At 71.8% G+C, this 23248-nt stretch carries 17 protein-coding genes, 1 tRNA gene, 1 other RNA gene and 1 pseudogene; 14 read left to right on the plus strand and 6 right to left on the minus strand.

Annotated elements, in window-relative coordinates; all coding sequences use genetic code 11:
• Nucleotides 1-184 precede the first annotated feature (184 nt).
• A pseudogene (locus WAB15_RS22480) lies at nt 185-328 on the plus strand (site-specific integrase); the annotation flags it as partial.
• A gap of 106 nt (nt 329-434) precedes the next feature.
• On the opposite strand, the gene WAB15_RS22485 reads toward WAB15_RS22480, so the two are convergent.
• Nucleotides 435-522: transfer RNA gene (locus WAB15_RS22485), tRNA-Ser, on the minus strand.
• Nucleotides 523-653: 131 nt separating this feature from the next.
• Between WAB15_RS22485 and ffs the strand changes: the two genes are divergently transcribed.
• The 11 genes from ffs (at nt 654) to WAB15_RS22540 (ending at nt 12992) form a co-directional block, all read left to right on the plus strand.
• Nucleotides 654-752, plus strand: an RNA gene (ffs, locus tag WAB15_RS22490) — signal recognition particle sRNA small type.
• Between the two features lie 84 nt (nt 753-836).
• Nucleotides 837-3398 (plus strand): DNA polymerase III subunit gamma and tau, encoded by a 2562-nt coding sequence (locus WAB15_RS22495; protein ID WP_407287348.1) that lies wholly within the window; start codon nt 837-839, stop codon nt 3396-3398.
• A gap of 272 nt (nt 3399-3670) precedes the next feature.
• Nucleotides 3671-4021, plus strand: a complete 351-nt coding sequence (locus tag WAB15_RS22500; protein ID WP_384427784.1) for a YbaB/EbfC family nucleoid-associated protein — start codon at nt 3671-3673, stop codon at nt 4019-4021.
• 51 nt (nt 4022-4072) lie between these two features.
• The gene (gene recR, locus WAB15_RS22505) at nt 4073-4672 is read left to right on the plus strand and encodes a recombination mediator RecR (RefSeq protein ID WP_407287349.1); all 600 of its coding nucleotides are present in this window, start codon (nt 4073-4075) and stop codon (nt 4670-4672) included.
• Complete coding sequence (locus WAB15_RS22510; RefSeq protein WP_399151013.1) at nt 4665-5327, plus strand: DUF5063 domain-containing protein; 663 nt, start codon at nt 4665-4667, stop codon at nt 5325-5327. Before recR ends, WAB15_RS22510 begins: the two co-directional genes overlap by 8 nt.
• 262 nt (nt 5328-5589) lie before the next feature.
• Complete coding sequence (locus WAB15_RS22515; protein WP_384427788.1) at nt 5590-6861, plus strand: aspartate kinase; 1272 nt, start codon at nt 5590-5592, stop codon at nt 6859-6861.
• On the plus strand, nt 6858-7973 hold the full coding sequence (locus tag WAB15_RS22520; protein WP_399151014.1) for an aspartate-semialdehyde dehydrogenase: 1116 nt from the start codon (nt 6858-6860) through the stop codon (nt 7971-7973). The genes WAB15_RS22515 and WAB15_RS22520 overlap by 4 nt, the downstream gene beginning before the upstream one ends.
• Nucleotides 7974-8548: 575 nt before the next feature.
• A complete protein-coding gene (locus tag WAB15_RS22525) occupies nt 8549-9211 on the plus strand; it encodes a SigE family RNA polymerase sigma factor (RefSeq protein WP_399151015.1) in 663 nt (220 codons plus the stop codon).
• Nucleotides 9208-10638 carry a hypothetical protein gene (locus tag WAB15_RS22530; protein ID WP_399151016.1) on the plus strand — a complete coding sequence of 477 codons (1431 nt, stop codon included), beginning with the start codon at nt 9208-9210 and terminating at the stop codon, nt 10636-10638. The genes WAB15_RS22525 and WAB15_RS22530 overlap by 4 nt, the downstream gene beginning before the upstream one ends.
• Nucleotides 10639-10725: 87 nt before the next feature.
• Complete coding sequence (locus WAB15_RS22535; RefSeq protein WP_407287350.1) at nt 10726-11520, plus strand: SURF1 family protein; 795 nt, start codon at nt 10726-10728, stop codon at nt 11518-11520.
• Between the two features lie 203 nt (nt 11521-11723).
• Nucleotides 11724-12992: a cation diffusion facilitator family transporter gene (locus WAB15_RS22540; RefSeq protein WP_407287351.1), complete on the plus strand. Its 1269-nt coding sequence runs from the start codon at nt 11724-11726 to the stop codon at nt 12990-12992.
• A gap of 96 nt (nt 12993-13088) precedes the next feature.
• Here the strand turns inward: WAB15_RS22540 and WAB15_RS22545 are convergent, their stop codons facing one another.
• Nucleotides 13089-14879 (minus strand): S9 family peptidase, encoded by a 1791-nt coding sequence (locus WAB15_RS22545; RefSeq protein ID WP_407289269.1) that lies wholly within the window; start codon nt 14877-14879, stop codon nt 13089-13091.
• 183 nt (nt 14880-15062) lie between these two features.
• On the opposite strand from WAB15_RS22545, the gene WAB15_RS22550 reads away from it, so the two are divergent.
• Both WAB15_RS22550 and WAB15_RS22555 read left to right on the plus strand, forming a co-directional pair.
• Nucleotides 15063-15896, plus strand: coding sequence for a class I SAM-dependent methyltransferase (locus WAB15_RS22550; RefSeq protein WP_399151039.1), 834 nt, complete (start codon nt 15063-15065; stop codon nt 15894-15896).
• Nucleotides 15897-16081: 185 nt separating this feature from the next.
• The gene (locus WAB15_RS22555) at nt 16082-17146 is read left to right on the plus strand and encodes a hypothetical protein (RefSeq protein WP_407287352.1); all 1065 of its coding nucleotides are present in this window, start codon (nt 16082-16084) and stop codon (nt 17144-17146) included.
• A gap of 143 nt (nt 17147-17289) precedes the next feature.
• On the opposite strand, the gene WAB15_RS22560 is transcribed toward WAB15_RS22555, so the two are convergent.
• The 4 genes from WAB15_RS22560 to WAB15_RS22575 form a co-directional block, all read right to left on the minus strand.
• On the minus strand, nt 17290-18582 hold the full coding sequence (locus WAB15_RS22560; protein WP_407287353.1) for a cytochrome P450: 1293 nt from the start codon (nt 18580-18582) through the stop codon (nt 17290-17292).
• A gap of 60 nt (nt 18583-18642) precedes the next feature.
• On the minus strand, nt 18643-19380 hold the full coding sequence (locus WAB15_RS22565) for a TetR/AcrR family transcriptional regulator (protein WP_407287354.1): 738 nt from the start codon (nt 19378-19380) through the stop codon (nt 18643-18645).
• A gap of 93 nt (nt 19381-19473) precedes the next feature.
• Nucleotides 19474-22248, minus strand: coding sequence for a molybdopterin-dependent oxidoreductase (locus WAB15_RS22570; protein WP_407287355.1), 2775 nt, complete (start codon nt 22246-22248; stop codon nt 19474-19476).
• On the minus strand, nt 22245-23096 hold the full coding sequence (locus WAB15_RS22575; RefSeq protein WP_407287356.1) for an FAD binding domain-containing protein: 852 nt from the start codon (nt 23094-23096) through the stop codon (nt 22245-22247). Before WAB15_RS22575 ends, WAB15_RS22570 begins: the two co-directional genes overlap by 4 nt.
• Nucleotides 23097-23248: the final 152 nt, after the last annotated feature.

Raw genomic sequence — 23248 nt, forward strand, 5'->3', positions numbered from 1 at the left:
CACGCCCTCTCTATCGCTCGGCGGACCGCACCTGGTTCATGAGGCACGCGCAAAGGGCGCTGGACGAGGACGTACCTCCGCATCCGGAAGAACCGCCTGCGTCCGAAGTGCGAGCACTGCCGCGGTGACAGACGCGGCCGGAGGCCCGGCTGTCGCCCGTAGCGAAGGCAGATCCGCGGGGAACGCGAGAACACGAGACGGGCGGCTTCATGACGCACGTCACACCGCCGGGGCGGTACTGATGCTGCTGGGCGCCCCGGACCGAGTCATCGACCAGATCATGGGGTGGGAGCCGGGTGGTGCCGCGAGGATGCGCGCGCGGTACCTCCGAAACAGCCCTTGTGGACAAAGACCAGGACGACGAGGGCTGCGAAACGTCGAAGGGCCCCACCGCGAACGGTGGGGCCCTTCGACATCGTGCCCGGTGAGAGCACTGGCGGAGGATACGAGATTCGAACTCGTGAGGGGTTGCCCCCAACACGCTTTCCAAGCGTGCGCCCTAGGCCACTAGGCGAATCCTCCGCCGCAAACAATACAAGACGTTGGGGAGTGCTCGCGAACATGATCCGGGGGGAGGGGGTCGGAGGGGGCGGAGCGGGAGTGCGGGCCGGGGGCGGGTTCGGCTGTCGGGGGGTGGATCCGCTACTGTGGTGCGCAGCCCCTCACGTGGCGCTATCTGACTGAACTCCCCCAGGGCCGGAAGGCAGCAAGGGTAGGTCGGCTCTGGCGGGTGCGTGGGGGGCGCTTGCGTTGGTGATGGGGGCCTCTCGTGCTCGAGCGAAGCCGAGAACTTGGGGAAGGGCCGGTTGTCAGTGGGGCCCGATATCGTCGTATGCGTGTCGTCCCTTGCGCTGTACCGCCGATACCGACCCGAGACCTTCGCCGAGGTCATCGGGCAAGAGCACGTGACCGATCCGCTGCAGCAGGCGTTGCGGAACAACCGGGTCAACCACGCCTATCTGTTCAGCGGGCCGCGCGGCTGCGGCAAGACGACCAGCGCCCGGATTCTCGCGCGATGCCTGAACTGTGAGGAAGGTCCCACTCCCACGCCCTGCGGGAAGTGCCACTCGTGTGTGGACCTGGCCAGGAACGGGCGCGGTTCCATCGATGTGATCGAGATCGACGCGGCGTCGCACGGTGGTGTGGACGACGCCCGTGAGCTGCGGGAGAAGGCGTTCTTCGGGCCCGCCGGCAGTCGGTACAAGATCTACATCATCGACGAGGCCCATATGGTCACCTCCGCGGGGTTCAACGCCCTGCTGAAGGTGGTCGAGGAGCCGCCGGAGCATCTGAAGTTCATCTTCGCGACCACCGAGCCCGAGAAGGTCATCGGGACGATTCGGTCGCGGACCCATCACTATCCGTTCCGCCTGGTGCCGCCCGGGACGCTGCGCGAATACCTGGGGCAGGTGTGCGGGCAGGAGGACATCCCGGTCGAGGACGGTGTGCTGCCGCTGGTCGTGCGGGCCGGTGCCGGCTCCGTGCGTGACTCGATGTCGGTGATGGACCAGCTGCTCGCCGGCGCGGGCGCCGAGGGTGTGACGTACGCCATGGCGACGGCCCTGCTGGGGTACACCGACGGGTCGCTGCTGGATTCGGTGGTGGAGGCGTTCGCCGCCGGGGACGGGGCGGCGGCCTTCGAGGTGGTGGACCGCGTCATCGAGGGCGGCAACGACCCCCGCCGGTTCGTGGCGGATCTGCTGGAGCGGTTGCGGGATCTGGTGATCCTGGCGGCGGTGCCGGACGCGGGGGAGAAGGGCTTGATCGACGCCCCCGCGGATGTGGTGGAGCGGATGACGGCGCAGGCGTCCGTGTTCGGCGCGGCCGAGCTGAGCCGGGCGGCCGATCTGGTCAATACGGGCCTGACGGAGATGCGCGGGGCGACCTCGCCCCGGTTGCAGCTGGAACTGATCTGTGCGCGGGTGCTGCTGCCCGCGGCGTACGACGACGAGCGGTCGGTGCAGGCGCGGCTGGACCGCCTGGAGCGCGGTGCGGGTGCGGCGCTGCTCGGCGGGGCGGGCGGTGCCGGCGGTGTGACCGGCGGTGGCGGTGACCTGGGAGCCGGGGCCTCGCCCGTGGTGGCCACTGGCGGGCCCGCGGCCGGGTATGTGCCGGGCCCGGAGGCGCATCCGGCGATGCCGGCCGCGGGGCCGTCCGGCCCGGCGGCGGCCCGTGCCGCGGTGCGGGGCGCGACGGGTGGCGGTGCGGCGGCGAGCGGCGGCCCGGGTGCCGGTGCGGGGGGACCGGCCGCTGCGGGCGGCCCGGCCGCGACGGCCCCTCCGGCTCCGGCTCGGGATGCGGGCGGTTCGGGCGCGCCCGGTGGGGACCTGGCCGCGCCCGGTGGAGAGCAGCAGCGGGGTGCCGACGGCGGTCCGGCGGGCGGTACGCAGGCCGCCGGCCATGAGGGCGCGGCCGCACGGCCCGGGGCCTGGCCCGGGGCCGCGGGCCGTGGCAACGGCGCGGGCGGAGCGGGCAGCGCAGGCGGGGCACGGCAGCCCGGCGGCTGGCCGACGGCCGTGGCGCCGGGCCAGGGCGGCCAGGGGCAGCAGAGCCAGGGTGGTCAGGGGCCGCAGGGCGGTGTGCCCGAGGGGACCGGCCCGGCGGCCGGCGCGCCCGTACCGCCGCAGCCGGCGCAGACCGCTCCGGCGGGCGGTGGGCACCCGGCCGCGCAGCAGCAGCCGCAGGCCGGGGTGGCCCCCGGGGCGGCGCAGGGCGCCGCTCAGGTGCGGCAGATGTGGCCGGAGATCCTGGAGGCGGTGAAGGACCGGCGGCGGTTCACCTGGATTCTGCTGAGCCAGAACGCGCAGGTCTCCGGGTTCGACGGGACGACGCTGCAGATCGGGTTCCCCAATGCCGGTGCCCGCGACAGCTTCGCCAACGGCGGCAGCGAGGACGTCCTCAAGGACGTGCTCGCCGAGCGGTTCCAGGTGCAGTGGCGCGTGGAGGCGATCGTCGACCCGTCCGGTGGCGCCAATCCGCCCGCCGGCGGTGCCCCCCGCAGCGGCGGTGGCGGCTTCGGCGGAGGCGGTGGCGGTGGCGGCTTCGGCGGCGGAGCGCCCGCCGCACCGCCGCAGTCCGCACCCTCGCCGCCGCCCCGGCAGGGCGGCCCGGGCGCGTCCGAGTCCTCCGGCGGGCAGTACGGCCAGGGCGGCGCCGGCGGCAGCCAGGGTGCGCGGATGGCGCGGGAAGCGGTGGCCTCCTCGGCGTCCGCGGGGGGCGGGCAGGGCGGCGCCCCCGCGGCGGAGCCCTCGTACACCCCCGAGCCCCCGCCGATGTCGATCGAGTACGACATGCCGGCCGAGGACGACCCGGACCTGGTCGACTCCGCCCTCAGCGGCCACGACCTGATCGTGCGGGAGCTGGGCGCGACGGTGGTGGAGGAGTTCAACAATGAGTGAGCGGATACGGGGATGAGCAAGCGCGTACGGGGATGAGAGTGCGCCTGCGGGTGGTGGCGGGCGCGGTACGGCGATAGTGCCTGTCCCTGTCCCTGTCCCTGGCCTCGTCCCCCGGCCGCCGGCCGGACCGGCACGACGTGAACGACACGCTCCGACCGGGCCTACACCAGGCGTACACCCGTGCTCCTCCTTACGCAGTAGGGCGCGGGGGCGGTGAAACACGTAGGCTCGGGCTACCGCACCAATCGTTGTCGTATGGCAGGAGTCACGTCGTGATCCCCGGTGGTCAGCCCAATATGCAGCAGCTGCTCCAGCAGGCCCAGAAGATGCAGCAGGACCTCGCGGCCGCCCAGCAGGAGCTGGCGGAGACGCCCGTGGAGGGCTCCGCGGGCGGCGGTCTGGTCAAGGCCACGGTGACCGGCTCCGGTGAGCTCAAGGGCCTGGTCATCGACCCCAAGGCGGTCGACACCGACTCCGCGGAGGAGACGGCCGAGACGATCGCCGACCTCGTGCTGGCGGCCGTCCGGGACGCCAATGCCAGCGCCCAGCAGCTCCAGCAGCAGAAGCTCGGTCCGCTCGCCCAGGGTCTGGGCGGCGGCGGCATCCCCGGTCTCCCTTTCTGAGGAGTAGCCAACTAGCGTACGCAGCACGGCAGAAGAGAGAGAAGACGTTCCGTGTATGAAGGCGTGGTCCAGGACCTGATCGACGAGTTGGGCAGGCTGCCCGGCGTCGGTCCCAAGAGCGCGCAGCGGATCGCCTTCCACATCCTTCAGGCCGAGCCGACCGATGTCCGCCGGCTCGCGAACGCGCTGATGGAGGTCAAGGCGAAGGTCCGGTTCTGCAGCGTCTGCGGCAATGTGGCGCAGGAGGAGCAGTGCCGGGTCTGCCTGGACCCGCGGCGCGATCCGGCGGTCATCTGTGTCGTGGAGGAGCCCAAGGACGTCGTGGCCATCGAGCGGACCCGCGAGTTCCGCGGCCGCTACCACGTCCTCGGTGGGGCGATCAGCCCGATCGAGGGCGTCGGCCCCGAGGACCTGCGGATACGGGAATTGCTGACCAGGCTCGCGGACGGCACCGTCACCGAGCTGATCCTGGCCACCGACCCGAATCTGGAGGGCGAGGCCACGGCCACGTACCTGGCCCGCATGATCAAACCCATGGGCCTGAGAGTGACACGACTGGCGAGCGGACTGCCGGTCGGAGGTGATCTGGAGTATGCCGACGAGGTCACGCTCGGGCGGGCCTTCGAAGGGAGGAGACTGCTCGATGTCTGATGCCACGCTGCACAACGCGACACAGGACCCGGACGACTTCGCCGTTTCGATCTCCGACTCGATCGAGAGCTTCATCGTCGCCGTCACGGAGGTCGCCAAGGGCGACGAGCCGGACAGCGCGGTGCCCTTCCTGCTGCTGGAGGTCTCCCAGCTGCTGCTCACCGGCGGGCGGCTGGGCGCCCACGAGGACATCGTTCCCGACGAGCGGTACGAGCCGGACACCGGACCGGAGCCGGACGTCGACGACCTGCGGGAGCGCTTCGCGGTCCTGCTCGACCCGGTGGACGTCTACTCCGAGGTCTTCGACCCGTATGTGCCGCGCAGCGAGCCGGTCGCGTGCCGCATCTCCGACGACCTGGCAGACGTCGTCACCGACCTGCGGCACGGGCTGGCGCACTACAGGGCGGGCCGGGTCAGCGAAGCCCTGTGGTGGTGGCAGTTCTCCTACCTGTCCAACTGGGGCCCGACCGCCTCGGCCGCCCTGCGCGCGCTGCAGTCGCTGGTCGCCCACGTACGCCTCGACCAGCCGCTGGACGCGCTGGACGGCCTGGACACCGACAGCGAGGCCGACGGCGACGAGGACCGGCTCGCCGAGGAGGCCGGGAAGGTCATGGCGGCGGAGATCGCCGGTCCGCTGGGGCTGCGCGGAGTCTGAGCCCCGGGGCGCCCCGGCCCTGTGACCTGGGTTACGTTTTCGTGTGTACCGGTCTGTAGCGGGCATGTGCTCGCCGAGCGGGCGCGATGGGGCGCCCGGCGGAACCGCCCCGGGAGGCGTGGCTCACGCAGTGGGTCGCACATCTCACGATGTGGTACTAGCAGGGCGGACTCCGCTTGCTCGATAGACTGAGCCGACCGCAGTACCCCCATTTCGGGGGTCCGGGAGGAAACTCCCGAAGAGACAGTTGCGAGGAGCGCACGTGGGCCTTGTCGTGCAGAAGTACGGCGGCTCATCCGTTGCGGATGCCGAGGGCATCAAGCGCGTTGCCAAGCGAGTCGTCGAAGCCAAGAAGAACGGCCACCAGGTGGTCGTCGTGGTTTCGGCGATGGGCGACACGACGGACGAGCTGATCGATCTCGCGCAGGAAGTGTCCCCGATTCCGTCGGGGCGCGAGTTCGACATGCTGCTGACCGCCGGAGAGCGGATCTCCATGGCCCTGCTGGCGATGGCGATCAAAAACCTCGGTCACGAGGCGCAGTCCTTCACCGGTAGCCAGGCCGGTGTCATCACCGACTCCGTGCACAACAAGGCACGGATCATCGATGTCACGCCGGGCCGCATCAAGAGCTCGGTCGACGAGGGCAACATCGCCATCGTCGCCGGCTTCCAGGGTGTGTCCCAGGACAAGAAGGACATCACCACGCTGGGGCGGGGTGGCTCGGACACCACCGCGGTGGCGCTGGCGGCCGCGCTGGACGCCGAGGTCTGTGAGATCTACACCGACGTGGACGGCGTCTTCACCGCCGACCCCCGGGTCGTGAAGAAGGCCCGGAAGATCGACTGGATCTCCTTCGAGGACATGCTGGAGCTGGCCAGCTCCGGTTCCAAGGTGCTGCTGCACCGCTGCGTCGAGTACGCACGCCGTTACAACATCCCGATCCACGTCCGCTCGTCCTTCTCGGGGCTGCAGGGCACGTGGGTCAGCAACGAACCGCAAGGGGACCAGCCGATGGAGCAGGCAATCATCTCGGGCGTCGCACACGACACCTCCGAGGCGAAGGTCACGGTCGTCGGCGTCCCGGACAAGCCGGGTGAGGCTGCGCGCATCTTCCGTGCGATCGCGGACTCCGAGGTCAACATCGACATGGTCGTGCAGAACGTGTCGGCCGCCTCGACCGGCCTGACCGACATCTCCTTCACGCTGCCCAAGGCCGAGGGCCGCAAGGCCGTCGCCGCCCTGGAGAAGACCCGGGCCGCGGTCGGTTTCGAGTCGCTGCGCTACGACGACCAGATCGCCAAGATCTCGCTGGTCGGCGCGGGCATGAAGACCAACCCGGGCGTCACGGCGACGTTCTTCGAGGCGCTGTCGAACGCCGGCGTGAACATCGAGCTCATCTCGACCTCCGAGATCCGCATCTCGGTCGTCACCCGCGCCGACGACGTCAACGAGGCCGTGCGCGCCGTGCACACCGCCTTCGGTCTCGACACGGAGAGCGACGAGGCCGTGGTCTATGGCGGCACCGGACGATGATTCCGGCCGAAGCGGGCCGTCCGTCCCTCGCCGACACGGCGGGGGCGGACGCCCGTACGGCTCCCAGGCCGCATCTCGCCGTCGTCGGCGCCACCGGTGCCGTCGGCTCGGTGCTGCTCGGCATCCTCTCCGAGCGGGCCGACATCTGGGGTGAGATCCGCCTGATCGCCTCGCCCCGGTCGGCCGGCCGCAAGCTGACCGTACGGGGCGAGCAGGTCGAGGTCGTCGCGCTGAGCGAGGACGCCTTCGACGGCATCGACGTGGCGATCTTCGACGTCCCCGACGAGGTCTCCGCCCAGTGGGCGCCGGTCGCGGTGTCCAAGGGCGCGGTGGTCGTGGACAATTCGGGCGCCTTCCGGATGGATCCGGAGGTGCCGCTGGTCGTCCCCGAGGTCAACGCGCATGCCGCACGGGTGCGTCCGCGCGGCATCATCGCCAACCCCAACTGCACGACGCTGTCGATGATCGTCGCGCTGGGCGCGCTGCACGCCGAGTACGGGCTGAGCGAGCTGATCGTCTCCTCGTACCAGGCCGTCTCGGGCGCGGGGAAGGCCGGCGTCGACACGCTGCGGGCGCAGCTGTCGGCGGTGAGCGGTACGGAGCTGGGCGCGACGCCCGGTGACGTACGGCGGGCCGTCGGTGACACTCTGGGGCCGTTCCCGGCGCCGATCGCGCTCAACGTCGTGCCCTGGGCCGGCTCGCTCCAGGAGGACGGCTGGTCCTCCGAGGAGCTCAAGGTCCGCAACGAGTCCCGCAAGATCCTCGGACTGCCGGACCTGCCGGTCACCGCGACCTGTGTACGGGTGCCGGTGCTCACGACCCACTCGCTGGCCGTCCATGCGCGGTTCGAGAACGAGGTCACGGTCGCCGGTGCGCACGAGATCCTGGCCGCCGCCCCCGGGGTCGTCCTCAGCGACGATCCGGCCGAGGGGGAGTTTCCCACCCCGTCCGATGTCGTCGGTACGGATCCGACCTGGGTCGGCCGGGTGCGGCGCTCGCTGGACGATCCGCGGGCGCTGGAGCTGTTCGTGTGCGGGGACAATCTGCGCAAGGGCGCGGCTTTGAACGCGGCGCAGATCGGCGAGTTGGTGGCGGCGGAGCTGCGGGGGTAGGGACGGGTCGCGAGCCGGGGTCAGGTCGCGGGCCGGGTCGGGCCGGGTGGGGGCCGGTAGGAGCGGCGTGATCCCGGTGGGGCAAGCTGGGCTCGGTACACCGGAGGCTGGTACGCCGAAGGGCTCGCGCGCTGACGGCTCGTATGGCGAAGGCTCGTGTGCCCGGAGTTGGTGGTCGGGGGTTCTGCGTCCTGGGGTGTCGGCACTGGCTATCGGGCGACTTGGCGGGATTGGCCGTCGCCGCCCGACCGCCTGGGGGATACTTTGTGGGTTGTGTGAAGATCCTGTGAGCGAATTGCTGGTCCATACGTCTTGATCTGGGCTGACGATCTGTTCGACCATTCGCTCCCCGCCACTCTGCAACCGGCAGTTGGGCGGGGAGCGTCTTTGTGGCCGCCCTCAGGGGTGGCCCGGGATGTCCGCGGGCCGCTTGGCGAGCCCCGGGTATCAGGGCAAGCGCGTCAAGGTGAATGGGACATTCGGGAAGAGCTGGTACGCATGAGGGCATTTGATGCATCGTCAAAAGCGGTGCCTTGCGCGTACAACCCTTATGGGGGGAAGCGTGTCCAACAGGCGTGGCAGAGGTACTCGGATTCACGATCGCCCCAGCGGGCGCGGCAGGGGCGGCAGTGCGCCCGCAGCGGCCCCGTGGGGCCGGGGGCATGCCGGTGATCGCCCCCTGGCCCACCACGCGTCCCGCGCAGCTTCCTTCGCAGAGTGGGGACTCTGACGAGGCGATGGCAGCGGGCACCACAGTCGACCACCTCACCGAGACCTACCGCGCGCACTACCGCTCGCTGCTCGGTCTCGCCGCGCTGCTCCTCGACGACACCGCCTCCTGCGAGGACGTCGTCCAGGAGGCCTTCATCCGCGTGCACTCCGCGCGCGGACGGGTGCGCGATCCCGAGAAGACCCTCGCCTACCTCCGGCAGACCGTCGTCAACCTCTCGCGCTCCGCGCTGCGTCGCCGCATCCTCGGGCTCAAGCTGCTCTCCAAGCCGATGCCCGACATGGCCAGCGCCGAGGAGGGCGCGTACGACCTGTTGGAGCGGGACCAGCTGATCAAGGCGATGCGCGGGCTGCAGCGCCGTCAGCGCGAGGTACTGGTCCTGCGCTACTTCGCCGACATGACCGAGGCGCAGGTGGCCCAGACGCTCGGCATATCACTGGGCTCGGTCAAGGCGTACGGATCGCGCGGGATCGCGGCGCTCCGCGTCGCGATGGAGGCTCCCGCATGAGTGGCACAAGGTTCGGCCGGCACGACTCGGTGGGCGCGTGGGGAACACGTCGCCTGCGGGAGCCGGTTGGTACGCAGGGGGCGTTCGGTTCATATGCGGCGCGTGAGGCGCAGGGGAGCCAGGAAGGCGAGCCGGTCGGCGGCCGTCCGTGCGGCGGCGGCACGACGCCCGGCCGAAGCGCCGAGGCGGGGCGGGACGTCGAGACCGGCCGGGGCGCCGAGATGAGCCGGGACGCCGAGGCGGGCCGGAGCGTCGAGACGGGCCCTGGTGCTGAAGCGAACAAGGGTGACGGCATCGCCTACGACGACGCCGCGCACGATCGTGATGCGCAGGCCGACGTCACCTTCGGCAGCGGTGGCGGCGGCGATGACGACGACCGGCACGGACGCGGCCACCCCACGGGCGGTGGCTTCGGCGGCGAGGACGAACTGAGGCGGCTCCTGCAGTCCCGCGTCGCCGACCTCGAACCCGCGCCGGACGCGCTGGAGCAGCTGCGCCGCGCGGTGCCCGCGCGCCGCCAGCGCCGGCGTCATGCCGTCGTCGGAGCGGCCGCCGCGCTGCTGCTCGGCGGTACGTCCATCCCCGCCATGGTCCACGTCGTGGACCTCGCGGACGGCTCCACGGACCGGTCCGCCAACACCGCGAGCAGCCAGGCGGCCCAGGGCGGTGCCGAAGGCGCACACGGCGAGGGCACCGAGCACGCCGGACCCCGGCCGACCGACGAGGCCGGCGCGAGGCCCGGTGGACGCGCGCCCGAGGGCAAGGGCAAGGCGGCCGAGAAGAACGGCGCGGGCCATGGCGCCGGGGCCGGTACCCCCGCTCCGGACGCCACCATGGACGTCACCTCGCCCGTCTGCTCCCGCGACCAGCTCGGCCAGGGAACCGGCACGGTCCTCCCGGCGGACTCCTCGGGCCGTGTCTATGGCTCGTTCCGTGTGGTCAACACCTCCACCATGGCCTGCTCCGTCGAGGGCGGTGGCGTCGTCGGTGTCGTCGCCCAGGGCTCCACGAACCCGGACCGCATACACGTCGTCGACCACACCTCGGGCGACGAGGCCACCGGACTGCCCGACCCGGCCATCACCCCTGACCAGCTGGTTCTCAAGCCGGGGGAGGCCTACGAGGTCAAGTTCGCCTGGATCCCCGAGTCCGGTGGCGGCACCACCGGATGCGTCGCCCCGGGGCCCTCACCGACCCCCGACCCCTCCAAGGAGCCGGACCAGTCCCCGGACTCCGGGGCCGCACCGGCTGGTGACGGCAGTGGTCAGGCAGGCGGCGATGCTGGGACCGGGGGTGGCGGAACCGCGCCCGGAGGGGTCGTTCTCAGCCACACGCCAGAGGCCGGGGAGCCCACCGCGACCGAAGCGAAGATCGCGGACGCCTGCGCCGGAACGGTGTACCGCACCGAGGCGCTGGCGGCCCAGTAACGGCCGACGCCCAGGTCCGCATGAGCGGATGCGGGCCGTGGAGGGGGCGGTGCGGCCCCGCCGTACAGGCCCCGTACCGTTGGTGGTGTGTACCGGTTCCTGCTGACCCCGCGGTGGTGGGGGATCAACGTCTTCGCCGTACTGGCGATTCCCTTCTGCATCTTCATGGGCAGCTGGCAGCTGAGCCGCTTCGAGGACCGGGTCGACTCCCACCAGCAGCAGGAGGACCGCTCCGCCCGGGCCAAGGCCGCGGCGGCCCGTCCCCTCGCCGGTCTGCTGCCCGTCGACCAGGTCACCTCCGGCCGTCAGGCCAGCGCTCGCGGGCACTACGACCCCGGTCACCAACTGCTCGTACCCGGCCGCACCCTGAAGGGCGCACACGGCGACCGGCAGGGCTTCTACGTCCTCAACCTCCTGCGTACGGACGGCGGCAAGGCCCTCCCCGTCGTGCGGGGCTGGCTGCCCGGTGACGCCGGCGCCAAGGCCGATACGGCGAAGGTTCCCGCGCCGCCCAAGGGCGAGGTGACGGTCACCGGGGCGCTGCAGGCCTCCGAGAACCAGGGCACCGACGGTGTGCAGGCCGGCGGCGGGCTGCCGCGGGGGCAGCTCGGCATGATCAGCGCGGCGTCGCTGGTCAACATCGTTCCCTACGAGGTCTACGACGGCTGGATCACGCTCACCGAGGTCCAGGCCCCGCTGCGTGCCGTCCCCCCGGCCGCCGCCGAGGGCAGCGGCCTGGACCTCAAGGCCTTCCAGAACCTCGGCTACACCGGCGAGTGGTTCGTCTTCGCGGGGTTCGTGGTCTTCATGTGGTTCCGCCTCTTCCGCCGCGAAGCCGAAGCGGCGAGGGACGCAGCGCTGGGGATCTTGCCGGAGGGGTGAGGGCTCAGGGTGAGGGCTCAGGGGTGAGGGTGGGGGTTGTGTGGGGGAGGGCGGCTTGGGGGGCTTCCCCGTCCCCCCCGGGGGCCCGCCCCCACCCTCCCCGCCCCCACCCTCCCCACCCCCACCTGCAATGGTCTTGCACCTGGTCAGCGGACGTATGACCGTTGTAGCCGCAATCGATTCGGCGTGCCACGGTAGGCCGTATGGCAGGCAACCACTCCCACGCGCACGGCCATGACCACCCGCACAGCGCCGACCCCGGTCACGACCAAGCACCCGCCGACCGCCATACACCCGCTGACCCGCACCCCGTCCACCACGGCCACGACCACGGCACTGGTCCCGCCCCGCATCAAGGGCATGCTGCCCACGATGGTCACCACCACAGCCACGCAGATCACCACGGTCAGGCTGCCCCCGGTGCCCATGCCGGCCACACCGCCCACGGTGGCCATGTCGCCGCCCACGATCACCACCGTGCCGGGTGGTGGGCGCGGCTGCGGCACCAGTTCGTCCACCTGGTCACCCCGCACAGCCACGAGGCCATGGACAAGGTCGACACCGCGATGGAGGCTTCCCGGGAGGGGATGCGCACCCTCTGGCTCTCGCTCGGCATCCTCGGTCTGACCTGTGCGTTCCAGGCTGTGATCGTGGGGATGTCCGGGTCGGTGGCACTGCTCGGTGACACGATCCACAACGGTGCCGACGCCCTTACCGCCGTCCCGCTGGGCATCGCGTTCGTCCTGGGCCGCCGCGCCGCGAACCGCCGCTACACCTACGGCTACGGCCGTGCCGAAGACCTCGCCGGTATCGCCATCGTGCTGACCATCGCCGCTTCCTCCCTCCTGGCCGGCTATGAAGCCGTCGACCGCTTGCTGCACCCCCGTGATGTCACGCACCTGTGGGCGGTGGCGCTGGCCGCCTTGGTCGGATGCGTCGGCAACGAGTGGGTGGCCCGCTACCGCATCCGCACCGGCCGCAGGATCGGCTCCGCCGCCCTCGTCGCCGACGGCCTGCACGCCCGCACCGACGGCTTCACCTCACTGGCCGTCCTGTTCGGCGCCGGTGGCGCCGCCCTGGGCTGGCGCCTGGCCGACCCCCTCATCGGTCTGCTGATCACCGCCGCCATCCTCATGGTCCTGCGCGACGCAGCCCGCGAGGTCTACCGGCGCCTGATGGACTCCGTCGACCCCTGTTTCATCGACACCGCCGAGACCGCCCTGCGCACCGTGGACGGTGTCCGCGGCGTCGGGCAGGTCCGTATGCGCTGGATAGGGCACACCCTGCGTGCCGAGGCCGACATCGTCGTGGATTCCGCTCTGACCGTGGTGCAGGCCCACGCCCTCGCCGTCGCCGCCGAACACGCCCTCATCCACGCCGTCCCCCGGCTCACCGCCGCGACCGTGCACACCGACCACACCACCGAGGGCGCCGACCCGCACGCCGCCCTCGCCCATCACGCCGCCCGCTGAGCCAGGGCCGCCCTGAGCGAAGGCCGGTCCCAGGCGTTCGGTGTGGTGGGGCGGCGGGGCAGCGCCGGAAGAGGCCCTGCCCCAGCCGCTGTCGCGTCAGCTCTCCCGCTTCCTCTCTATGACGTAGCGCTGGGCGAATTCCAGCTCCAGTCGGACCTGCTTGATGCGCTCTTCCACGACGAGGGAGCCATGGCCGGCGTCGTAGCGGTAGACCTCGTGCGGGTGGCCGCGCCCCTCCAGCCGCTGGACGTAGTTCTCCACCTGCCGGATCGGGCAGCGGGGGTCGTTGACGCCCGCGGAGATATAGACCGGTGCCCGCACCGCGTCCACATACGTCAGCGGGGACGACGCCTCGAAGCGCTCCGGGACCTCCTCGGGCGTGCCGCCCAGCAGGGTCCGGTCCATCGCCTTGAGGGCTTCCATCTCGTCGTTGTAGGCCGTGACATAGTCCGCGACCGGGACCGCCGCCAGGCCCACGGACCAGGCGTCCGGCTGGGTGCCCAGCCCCAGCAGCGTGAGGTAGCCGCCCCAGGAGCCGCCGGCCAGCACCAGCCGCTCCGGATCCGCCAGGCCGGACGAGACCGCCCACTCGCGCACCGCGGCGATGTCCTCGAGCTCGATCAGGCCGACGCGGTGCTTGAGCGCGTCCGTCCAGGCGCGGCCGTATCCGGTCGAGCCGCGGTAGTTGACGCGGACGACCGCGAAGCCGTGGTCCACCCAGGCCGCCGGGGACGAGGCGAAGGCGTCGCTGTCGTGCCAGGTCGGGCCGCCGTGGATGTCGAACACGGTCGGGAAGGGGCCGTCGCCCGCCGGCTGCTGCACCAGCGCATGGATACGGCCCCCGGGGCCCTCCACCCAGACGTCGCGCACCGGCACCGACCCGGGCGCCTTCATCCCGGGCGGGTCCAGCACCACCTTGCCGCTCGTCGAGCGCACCTCCGGAGGCTGCGCGGCCGACGACCACAGGAACTCGACCGTGCCGTCCGGCCGTGCCGTCGCGCCCGAGACCGTGCCGGCCGGGGTCTCGACCCGGGTCAGCCCCGGGGCGCCCACTGCGGCCAGCTCATGGCGCCACAGCTCGCTGCGCGCCTGGTACTCGTGCTCCACCAGCAGCGCCGAGCCGTCCGGATACCAGTCGGCGCCCACGTCTCCGGGCAGCTCGATGTCGAGGGCCGTCTCCTCACCGGTCAGCGGATCCCAGATCATGGGCTCCCAGCGGCCCCGCCGCTGGTGCCCGACCAGCAGTCTGGCGTCACCGTCCACCGGCGCGAAGCCCATCACCGACAGGCCCAGCTCCTCGGTCCCGCCGTTGGTGTCGTCCAGCTCGGCGACCACGGAGCCGTCGGGCCGCACCACGCGGATCGCGGAGTGCATCGCGTCTCCGTGCTCGGTGTGCTCGATGGCGATCAGCGAGCCGTCGTGCGAGAGGTCGCCGACGCCCGCCGACTCCCGATGGCGGTAGATCTCCACCGGCGGCTGCCCCGGCCGTACGACATGGACCGTCGAGCCGTCCTCGTCCGTGGAGCAGCCGACGACCGCCGTCCCGTCGCGGCCGATCGCCAGGCCGCCGGGGTACGAGGGGGTCAGGCCCGGGGTGGCCGGTTCGTCCGGGCCGCCGCCGAACGGTTGGCGCATCCAGACGCCGAACTCGTCCCCGTCGGTGTCCGAGAACCACCAGATCCACTCGCCGTCAGGCGACAGCGTGCCGTCCGTCGTGCCGTTCGGCCGGTCCGTGGCCTGGCGCTGCCCGCCCGTCGCCCGGTCCCAGGTGTACAGCTCGAAGGTGCCGGTGGCGTTCGAGACGAACAGGGAGCGGTCCGGGGCGTCCTCGGCCCAGTCCGGCAGCCCGATCCGCGGCGCGCGGAAGCGCTTCTCCCAGTCGGGCATCTCCGTGCCCGCTATCGGCCCGGCCGGGCCCGTCCCGGGGGAGCGGTCGGCTGCGGTCGCCGGGGCGGTCGGATCGATGGAGGGGGCTGGGCCTGCGGTCGTCTCGTCAGTCATGGGCCCATTCTGCGCCCGGCGCTCGAATTGCGTTGGCGAGGGCCGCAAGGCTGTGGATAACTTCGTCGTATGCAAGGACATAGCGGCCCCGACGACTGGCGGGAGGCCAATCGCGCCAGGTGGGACGAGCGCGTGGCCATCCACACCGCGAGCGATTATTACGACCAGGACCGATTCCGCCGGGCCCGGGACGTCATCCGCGACTTCGAGGTCGCCGAGGTCGGCGACGTCACCGGCCGGTCCCTGCTCCACCTCCAGTGCCACTTCGGACAGGACACCCTCTCCTGGGCCCACCGCGGCGCCGCCCGCGTCGTCGGCCTGGACTTCTCCGAGCAGGCCGTCGAAACGGCCCGTGAGCTGGCCGCCGAACTCGGCTACGCGCCGGAGCGCGCGACCTTCGTCGCCGCCGACGTCTATGACGCCGCCGAAGCCGTCCCCGACCCCGCGTACGACATCGTCTACACCGGCATCGGGGCCCTGAACTGGCTCCCGGACCTGGAACGCTGGGCCGACACCGCCGCCTCCCTCGTCGCCCCGGGCGGGTTTCTCTACCTCGCCGAGTTCCACCCGCTGTGCGATGTGCTGGACGACGAGACCGGGTCGCGCATCATCCACGACTACTTCAGCCGGGACGCCTGGGTCGACGAAATCCCCGGTACGTACACGGACTTCGACGCGCCGACGGTCAACAACCGCAGCGTCGAATGGCAGCACCCGCTCGGCGAGGTCGTCTCCGCCCTCGCCGGCGCCGGTCTGCGCATCGACTTCCTGCACGAGCACGACATGACGATGTTCCAGCGCTTCACGGCCCTGCGCCGCGACGACGACGGCTACTACCGCTTTCCCGGGGACCGCCCCCGCACCCCCCTCATGTACTCGCTGAAGGCGAGCCGTCCGCGCTGAGGGCGGACCGGCCGCCCCGAGTCCGGGGCCCGGGGGCGGGGCCGTTCCCCCTTCCCGGGGCGGCTAACCTGACTGCCCGGCCGGGCCGGACGGGGTTGCGGAAGCCGGAGAGCGACGAGGGTCGACGGCCGTGTGGTGAGGCGCCAGACGGCACAGAACAACGGGGGTTTGTCGTGCGGAAGCCGATGCGTATCGCTGGTGCCGCGGGTGTCAGCGCGCTGATGCTGCTGGCCGTGGGGTGCTCCGGCGCGGCCGGTACCGCCAAGAAGCCGGGGGCGTCGGAATCCGTCACGCCCGCCAAGCCGCTGCCGATGAAGGCCACACCGCGCCCGGCCACCTGGACCGACTCCGACGACAAGGCGCATCCGCTGCGGCTCACGCCCACCCGGCTCGCCCGCGGCTCGGACTCCGACCTCTCGCACATCCGGCTGGACGACGACCTCAAGGGGATGGTGCCGTACTACCTCACCTTCTCCTACACCAACACGGCCAGGAGCACGCTGAGCGGAGTGGATCCGTCGCGGAACTTCTCCGTCAACGGGACGAACGGTGAGGCCGCCCAGCGGGTCTCGCTGTTCCAGTCCAACCCGTTGGCGACCGGCTCCGGTCTGCCGCCCGAGTGCCGCGAGGGCGGCGCCGCCGAACTGGCCGCCGGTGCCACGTCGGCGATCTGCCAGATCTTCATGCTGCCCAAGGGGCAGCCGCCGGCGACCGTCTCCTACAAGGACGACGAAGGCGACACCCTCATCTGGCCGGTCGGCGGCGCCGAGGGCGGCTCCAAGGGGGTGCTGGCCCCGGACGTGCCCGCCGACGGCATCACGGAGGACAGCAGCAACCGTCCGGTCTCGCTGCGCATCACCCCCAAGGGCGTGCGCACCGGCTCCCTCGCCGACCTCAGCCGCTTCGAACTGGACGCGGACCAGAAGAAGATGGTCCCGTACTACGTGACGATGCAGTACCGCAACAGCGGCAAGTACGACCTGCTGCCGAGCATGAGCCAGGGGATCGCGCTGCGGACCGCCGGCGGGCAGACCGTGAAGCGGATGCTGCTGATCGACATCGGTGGGCCCGGGGTCGGCAAGTGCCCCGAAGCCGTGCCGTACAAGATGGTCAAGCCGAACGGCGTGGTCACCGAGTGCTCGATCCACCTGCTGCCGAAGGGCGATGCCCCGGCTGCCGTCGTCTTCACCGGCGAGGGGCAGGGCGCGCAGCCGGTCACCTGGCGGGTGCAGGTGGACGGCGGGCAGTAACGCCACCGGGCGGCGCCGGCGACTGCCGCCTACCAAGGCACGCCTCCGGGCGGCGCCGGCCCCCTGTTGTCACCACGGAACGCCGCCCGGCCCTACGGGCACGGGGAACGCCGGCCCGCTCCCCCGTGTCCCCCCGACGGCGGTTACCCCAACCGCAGCGGCAGTGCCGCCAGCCGCCAGTTGCCGGGCAGCGGCAACCGCTCCAACTGCTCCGGTTCGACACCCAGCGACACCTCCGGGAAGCGCGCCAGCAGTTTGCCGAACGCGACCTCGCCCTCCTGCCTGGCGAGCGAGGCCCCCAGGCAGTAGTGCGGCCCGTGCCCGAAGCCCACATGGTTCTCGGCGTGGCCCGCGGGGTGGCGGGTCAGGTCGAGGCGGTCCGGGTCGGTGTAGTGGCGCGGATCGTAGTTCGCCGACACCAGGATGAGTTGTACGGCGTCGCCCTTGCGGAGCTGCGTACCGGAGAGCTCGATGTCCTCGGAGGCGTACCGCAGCTGGGTCATGTGCACCGGCCCGCACCAGCGCATCAGCTCGTGCACCGCGCGGGGAAGCAGCGCCGGGTCGTCCCTGAGCAGGCGCAGCTGGTCGGGGTGGGTGAGCAGCGCCGCCGTGCCGTTGGCTATGAGGTGCGCGGTGGTCTCGTGGCCGGCCAGGACGAGGGTGAGGACCATGGTGACCATCTCGACGTCGCTCAGCCGGCTGCCGTCGTCGTCGTGGGTCTGGATCAGCTCGCTGAGCAGGTCGTCGGTGAGCGCGCCGCGCCGTTCGCGGATCAGCTCGTGGATGTGGTCGATCATCGCGGGGAACGTCCGGCCGAGCCGTTTCGGCTCCAGCGAGACGAGGTCGGCGCCCCACTTCCGCCACAGCGGGCGGTCCGCTTCGGGGATGCCGACGAGTTCGCAGATGACGGTGATCGGCAGGGGGTAGCTGAAGTGCTGGATCAGGTCGACCACGCCGTCCTCGGCATGCTCGGGGAGCCTGGCCAGCAGCTCGTCGGCGATCTGCTCGACGCGCGGGCGCAGCGCGGTGATCTTACGGGCGGTGAAGGCGCGCGACACGAGGCGGCGGAGCCGGGTGTGATCGGGGGCGTCGTTGTTGAGGATCGAGCCGGCCAGATAGACGCGCAGGTGCTCCGGGAAGCCCATCATGTCCATCATGCGGTCCCTCGGCGACTGCTGGAGCGCATCGCCCAGGGCCGAGGAGACCGGATTGTTCACGAACCGCTGGTCGCGCAGGACCTGGCGGACCTCCTCGAAGCGGGTCACCAACCACACGGGTGAGTCGTCCATGAACCGCCCGCGGACGACCGGGCCCTGCTCGCGCAGCGCGCCGTAGCCCCTGAACGGGTCGCCGATCAGCGCCGGATCCATCACGTTCGGCTCGCCCGGGTGTTTCCCCACGTGCTCGGCGAACGGAGAGCTGGGTAATGCCGACATCTCGTTCTCCTCCGTTTGGGAGTCGGTCTGGAGTGGTGGAGTCAGGGTGGGACTCGAAGATCAGCTGCGTACCTGTCGGCGCATCTCCTGCGCCCTCAGCTCCCCCAGCCGCTCGTGCAGGGCGATGATCGCGGGCGCGGCCGCGACGACGGCGTCGGCTACGGGGTCGGAGCCGGGGGCCGGGCAGGGGCCGTGGCCGGGCACGACCGACGTTTCCAGTGTGCTCCGGACCGTCCGGGCGAGGAGGTCCGCACGTACCTCCGGGGTGTCCGGGGCACGGTCGTGGAGCAGCGCTTCGGACGTGAAGAAGCCGGTGACGATGGCCATCAGGGTGTACTGCTGGTGGTGCAGATCGGTGTCGTCGCGCAGCAGCCCGTGTGCGCGCAGCACTTCGAGGTGGCGGTACAGGGTCCGGTCGCCGTGCGCGATCAGCTCGGCGAGCTCCTTCTTGGCGGTGTCGTTGAGCCGGCCGAGCACGTCGGAGTCGTCGGTGTAGAGGGCACGCAGCACCGGCTCGTCGAGGAAGTCGAGGAAGAGCCCGCTGACGTGCCGGCTCGGCAGGACCTGCAACGGGTCGGCGCGCATCCGCTCCAACTGGCGCTGGTGGGTGCGGGTCTGCGCCTTGAGCACGACGGCCAGGAGGAGTGCCTCCTTGGTCTTCCAGTGCAGGTAGACCGTTCCCTTGCCGACCTTGGCGCGCCGGGCGATCTCCTCGATCGTCAGCCGCCCGTACCCCCAGGCGAGCAGGAGTTCCCCCGCCGCCTCCAGGATGCGCTCGGCCCGCTCCGCCCGTTCCACGGCGCCCCCTCCGCTGTCTGTGACCAGATTTCAAATCTGGTCACAGAGTCAACGGTAGGCCGGGCGGCGCAAGGGGGGTAAGGCGGTTTCCGGTCAGCCGGACTCCGAGGCGTCCAAGGCGAGCCATACGCGGTCCCGGGTCAGCGGCAGTTCGGTGAACCGCACCCCGGTCGCGTCCCGCAGCGCGTTGGCGAACGCCGGGGCGACCGGGTTGAACGGGCTCTCGCTCATCGACTTCGCGCCGAGCGGCCCGATGGCGTCCCGCGTCTCGGTGAAGTGGACCTCGGTGCGCGGCACATCGGCGTACTGCGGCAGCCGGTAGCGCCGCAAGGCGGCCGTGGTCACCTCGCCGCGCTCGTCGACCCGCACGTTCTCGAAGAGGGTGGCGCCGAGCGCCTGCGCGACCCCGCCCTCCACCTGGCCCCGGCACTGCATCGGGTTCATGACCTTGCCCGCGTCGGCGGCGTGGACGCTGCGCAGGATCCGCATCTCGCCGGTGCCCGGATCGACGGCGACCTTGAACCACTGGGCGTTGAAGGCCACCGAGCGCGGGCTGCCGCCCCAGTGCCCGTCCGCCGTCAGCTCCTCCTGCGCTCCCCGCGCGTGAGCGGCCTCGTACAGCTCCTTGAGCGTCACGACGCGCCCCGCGCAGTCGAACTCCTCGGCGCCGAGCGTGCACAGGTGCCGGGCGACGCCGGTGTACCGGGCGGCGAACGCCGCGAGCCGTTCGGCCAGCGACGTCGCGGCCAGCAGCACCGCCTTGCCGGCGACGACCGTGCCCGCCGAACCGAAGGCGCCCGTGTCATGGCGGACGACATCGGTGTCGGACTGCCGGATCGCCAGGCGGTCCGGCGTCGTGTTGAGGGCGCCCGCCGTGATCTGCTTGTGCACGGTGGTGGTGCCGTTGCCGAATTCGGCGGTGCCGACCGCGATGTCGTAGGTACCGTCGGCGAGGAGGCCGACCGTCGCATCGGCGTAGTGGCCGCCGGGCGGACCGGTCGCGATCATCGCCAGGGCGGTGCCCTGCCCGACCAGCCAGCCCGCCGGGACCCGCTCGTCTCCGCGGTCCTCGGCGATGGCCCGGCGGACCACGGACAGGCACTGGTCCAGCCCGTACGAGGCGATGTGCAGGTCCTCCTCCTCGCCGATCGGGCTGAGCATCGGCTCGCCCGCCCCGATGACGTTGCGCTCCCGGAAGACCAGCGGGTCCAGGCCCAGGCGCCGGGCCACCTCGTCCATGGCCGACTCGACGGCGAAGGTGACCTGCCCGAGGCCGTAGCCGCGGAAGGCGCCCGCCGGAACGCAGTTGGTGTAGACGGAGTACGCGTCGACCTTCTTGTGCGGGGCCCGGTAGACGGCGAAGGACTCGCCGACGCTGTGGAACATCACCGCCGGGCCGTGATTGCCGTACGCCCCCGTGTTGGCCACCACCCGCATCCGCACGGCGGTCAGCGTGCCGTCGGCGCGGGCCCCCAGCTTGATGGTGATGAGGAAGGGGTGGCGGGTGGTGGCCCCGTAGAACTGCTCGGCCCGGGTGTACTCCAGCTTCACCGGACGCCGCAGCCGCAGCGCCGCCAGCGTCACGACGTCCTCGGTCAGCATCTCCTGCTTGCCCCCGAAGCCGCCGCCCACCCGGCCCGCGACCACCCGGACCTCGTCCTGCGGCAGCGAGAACAGTGCGCACAGCGCCCGCCTGGTCAGGAACGGCGTCTGGGTCGAGGAGCGGACGGTGAGCCGCTCGCCCGTGCCGTCCTCCTTGTCCTCGAAGTACGCCACGCAGCCGTGGGTCTCCAGGCTGGCGTGCTGCACCCGCTGGGTGCGGAAGGTCTCCTCGTGGACGACGTCCGCCTCGGCGAAGCCCGCCTCGACGTCACCGATCTCGCCGTGCACCTCGCCGGCCACATTGCTCTCGGCGCGGGCGATACGGGCATCCGCCCCCTTGTCCCCGTGCAGGGCGGGCGCGCCCGGCGCCATCGCCGCCTCCGGGTCGGTGACGTGCGGGAGCGGCTCGTACGTCACCTCGATGCGGCGGCAGCCCTCCTCGGCGGCCTGCTCGCTGTCCGCGACCACGGCGGCGACGCGCTGGCCGACGTACCGCACGACGCTGTCCAGGACCCGGGTGTCGTCGGGATCCTCGGTGGGGTGCTCGTGGCGGGCCGAGGAGTACCGCACGTCGGGCGCGTCCTCGTGGGTGAACACCGCCTGTACGCCCGGCACTTGGAGGGCCTCGGAGGTGTCGATGGCGACGATCCGGGCGTGCGGGTGCGGGGAGCGCAGCAGCTTCATGTGCAGCAGGCCGGGGACCTCGACGTCGAAGGTGTAGCGGGCGGTGCCCGTCACCACCTGCGGGCCGGCCGGGGCGCCGAGGCTGGACCCCACGGCCTTGCCCGCGCAGGGGAGTTCGGTATGGCGTACACCCCGTACGGCGTCCTCGATCGCGCGGTATCCGGTGCAGCGGCACAGGTTGCCCTTGAAGGCGCGCGGCAGATCGTCGAGCTTGCCGTCGTCGCGATCGCCGCCGCGCTCGGACTCCAGGGCGGCCGTGGTCATCAGGAACCCGGCCGTGCAGAAACCGCACTGGAAGCCCTGTGCGTCGAGGAACTTCCGCTGCACCGGGTGGAGTTCGCCTTCCGGTGAGGCCAGGCCCTCGACGGTGGTGACGCCGCGGCCCTCGGCGCGCACCGCCGGATACAGGCAGCTGTGCACCGGCTCGCCGTCGACATGGACCGTGCAGGCCCCGCAGTCCCCGGCATCGCAGCCCTTCTTCACGCCGAACCAGCCGCGCTCGCGCAGATAGGTGCGCAGGCACTGCCCGGGGCGCGGCTCGGCCTCGAACCGCTGCCGGTTGATCTCGATCTCATAGGTCATCGCAGGTACCCCTCTTCGCGTACGCCGGCCCGGTCTTCGTCCGCCAGCTCGCGGCGCACCTCCTCGGCCAGGCGGAAGGCCATATGCCGCCCCCAGGCGGGCAGCCCGTGGATGTCATCGAACCAGGCCGCGTCGGGCACGGTGCGGGCGAGGGCCGTCCGCAGCTCGGCGGCGCGGGGCGGCAGCGGGAACCACAGCCGGAACGGCCGCACGGTCGCCGCCGTGACCGTCAGGGCGAACGATCCGTCGACCGGGTCGACGGTGCCGATGACCAGGGCCGCGGACCGGCCCAGACCGTACAGGGACACCTGACGGAAGGCCGTGCGCGCGGCCAGGGCGCGGGCGGGCAGCGTGACCGAGCGCAGCAACTCGCCCTCGCCGAGGACCTTTCGGCCCGCCCCCGTCACGAAGTCCACGACATGGACCCGGCGGGTCGAGCCGTCCTGGGCCAGCAGCAGGCAGGTCCCTTCGAGGGCGGCGGTCAGCGAGATCATCGGCCCGGCCGGCAGGGCGTTGCAGAGGTTGCCGCCCACCGTGGCCATGTTCCAGATCTTGAACGAGGCGAGGAAGGCCCGGCAGCACTGCTCGAACAGCGGCGCCGCGGCGGCGTCCAGCGTCCTCGCCCGGCCCGAGAGCTGGGCGATGGTGCAGGTGGCGGCGATCTCCAGGGAGCCGTCCGGCAGCCGCTGGACCGGGGGCCAGCCCATCCGGCTCAGGTCGAGCAGGCGCCGCAGATGCGGCTGCGGCTCGGAGAAGAGATAGGTGCCGCCGCCCAGCCAGCCGTCGCCCGGGCGCCAGGGCGTGTGGCGGCGGGCGTCGCGTACTTCGACGACCGTATTGAGATCCATGGGGCAGGCCATCTCCAACCGCGGGCCGCGAGGCGCGGCCGGACGGGCACTTTCGGCCGGTGCCGAGTGATGTGGTCGCCAGTGAAGCAACGCGGCGGCGGCCGGCACGACTGGTTCCCACCACGGAAAAGACGACCCGGCCGGGCCCGCCG

Source organism: Streptomyces sirii (assembly GCF_045690365.1).
GTDB lineage: Bacteria > Actinomycetota > Actinomycetes > Streptomycetales > Streptomycetaceae > Streptomyces > Streptomyces sirii.

What these genes read in the sequence shown, in the direction of transcription:
- WAB15_RS22510 (WP_399151013.1), top strand. Translation starts at nt 4,665, where the DNA reads ATGTCTGATGCCACGCTGCACAACGCGACACAGGACCCGGACGACTTC.
- WAB15_RS22520 (WP_399151014.1), top strand. Translation starts at nt 6,858, where the DNA reads ATGATTCCGGCCGAAGCGGGCCGTCCGTCCCTCGCCGACACGGCGGGG.
- WAB15_RS22530 (WP_399151016.1), top strand. Translation starts at nt 9,208, where the DNA reads ATGAGTGGCACAAGGTTCGGCCGGCACGACTCGGTGGGCGCGTGGGGA.
- WAB15_RS22540 (WP_407287351.1), top strand. Translation starts at nt 11,724, where the DNA reads ATGGCAGGCAACCACTCCCACGCGCACGGCCATGACCACCCGCACAGC.
- WAB15_RS22545 (WP_407289269.1), bottom strand. Translation starts at nt 14,879, where the DNA reads ATGCCCGACTGGGAGAAGCGCTTCCGCGCGCCGCGGATCGGGCTGCCG.
- WAB15_RS22550 (WP_399151039.1), top strand. Translation starts at nt 15,063, where the DNA reads ATGCAAGGACATAGCGGCCCCGACGACTGGCGGGAGGCCAATCGCGCC.
- WAB15_RS22555 (WP_407287352.1), top strand. Translation starts at nt 16,082, where the DNA reads ATGCGTATCGCTGGTGCCGCGGGTGTCAGCGCGCTGATGCTGCTGGCC.
- WAB15_RS22560 (WP_407287353.1), bottom strand. Translation starts at nt 18,582, where the DNA reads ATGTCGGCATTACCCAGCTCTCCGTTCGCCGAGCACGTGGGGAAACAC.
- WAB15_RS22570 (WP_407287355.1), bottom strand. Translation starts at nt 22,248, where the DNA reads ATGACCTATGAGATCGAGATCAACCGGCAGCGGTTCGAGGCCGAGCCG.
- WAB15_RS22575 (WP_407287356.1), bottom strand. Translation starts at nt 23,096, where the DNA reads ATGGATCTCAATACGGTCGTCGAAGTACGCGACGCCCGCCGCCACACG.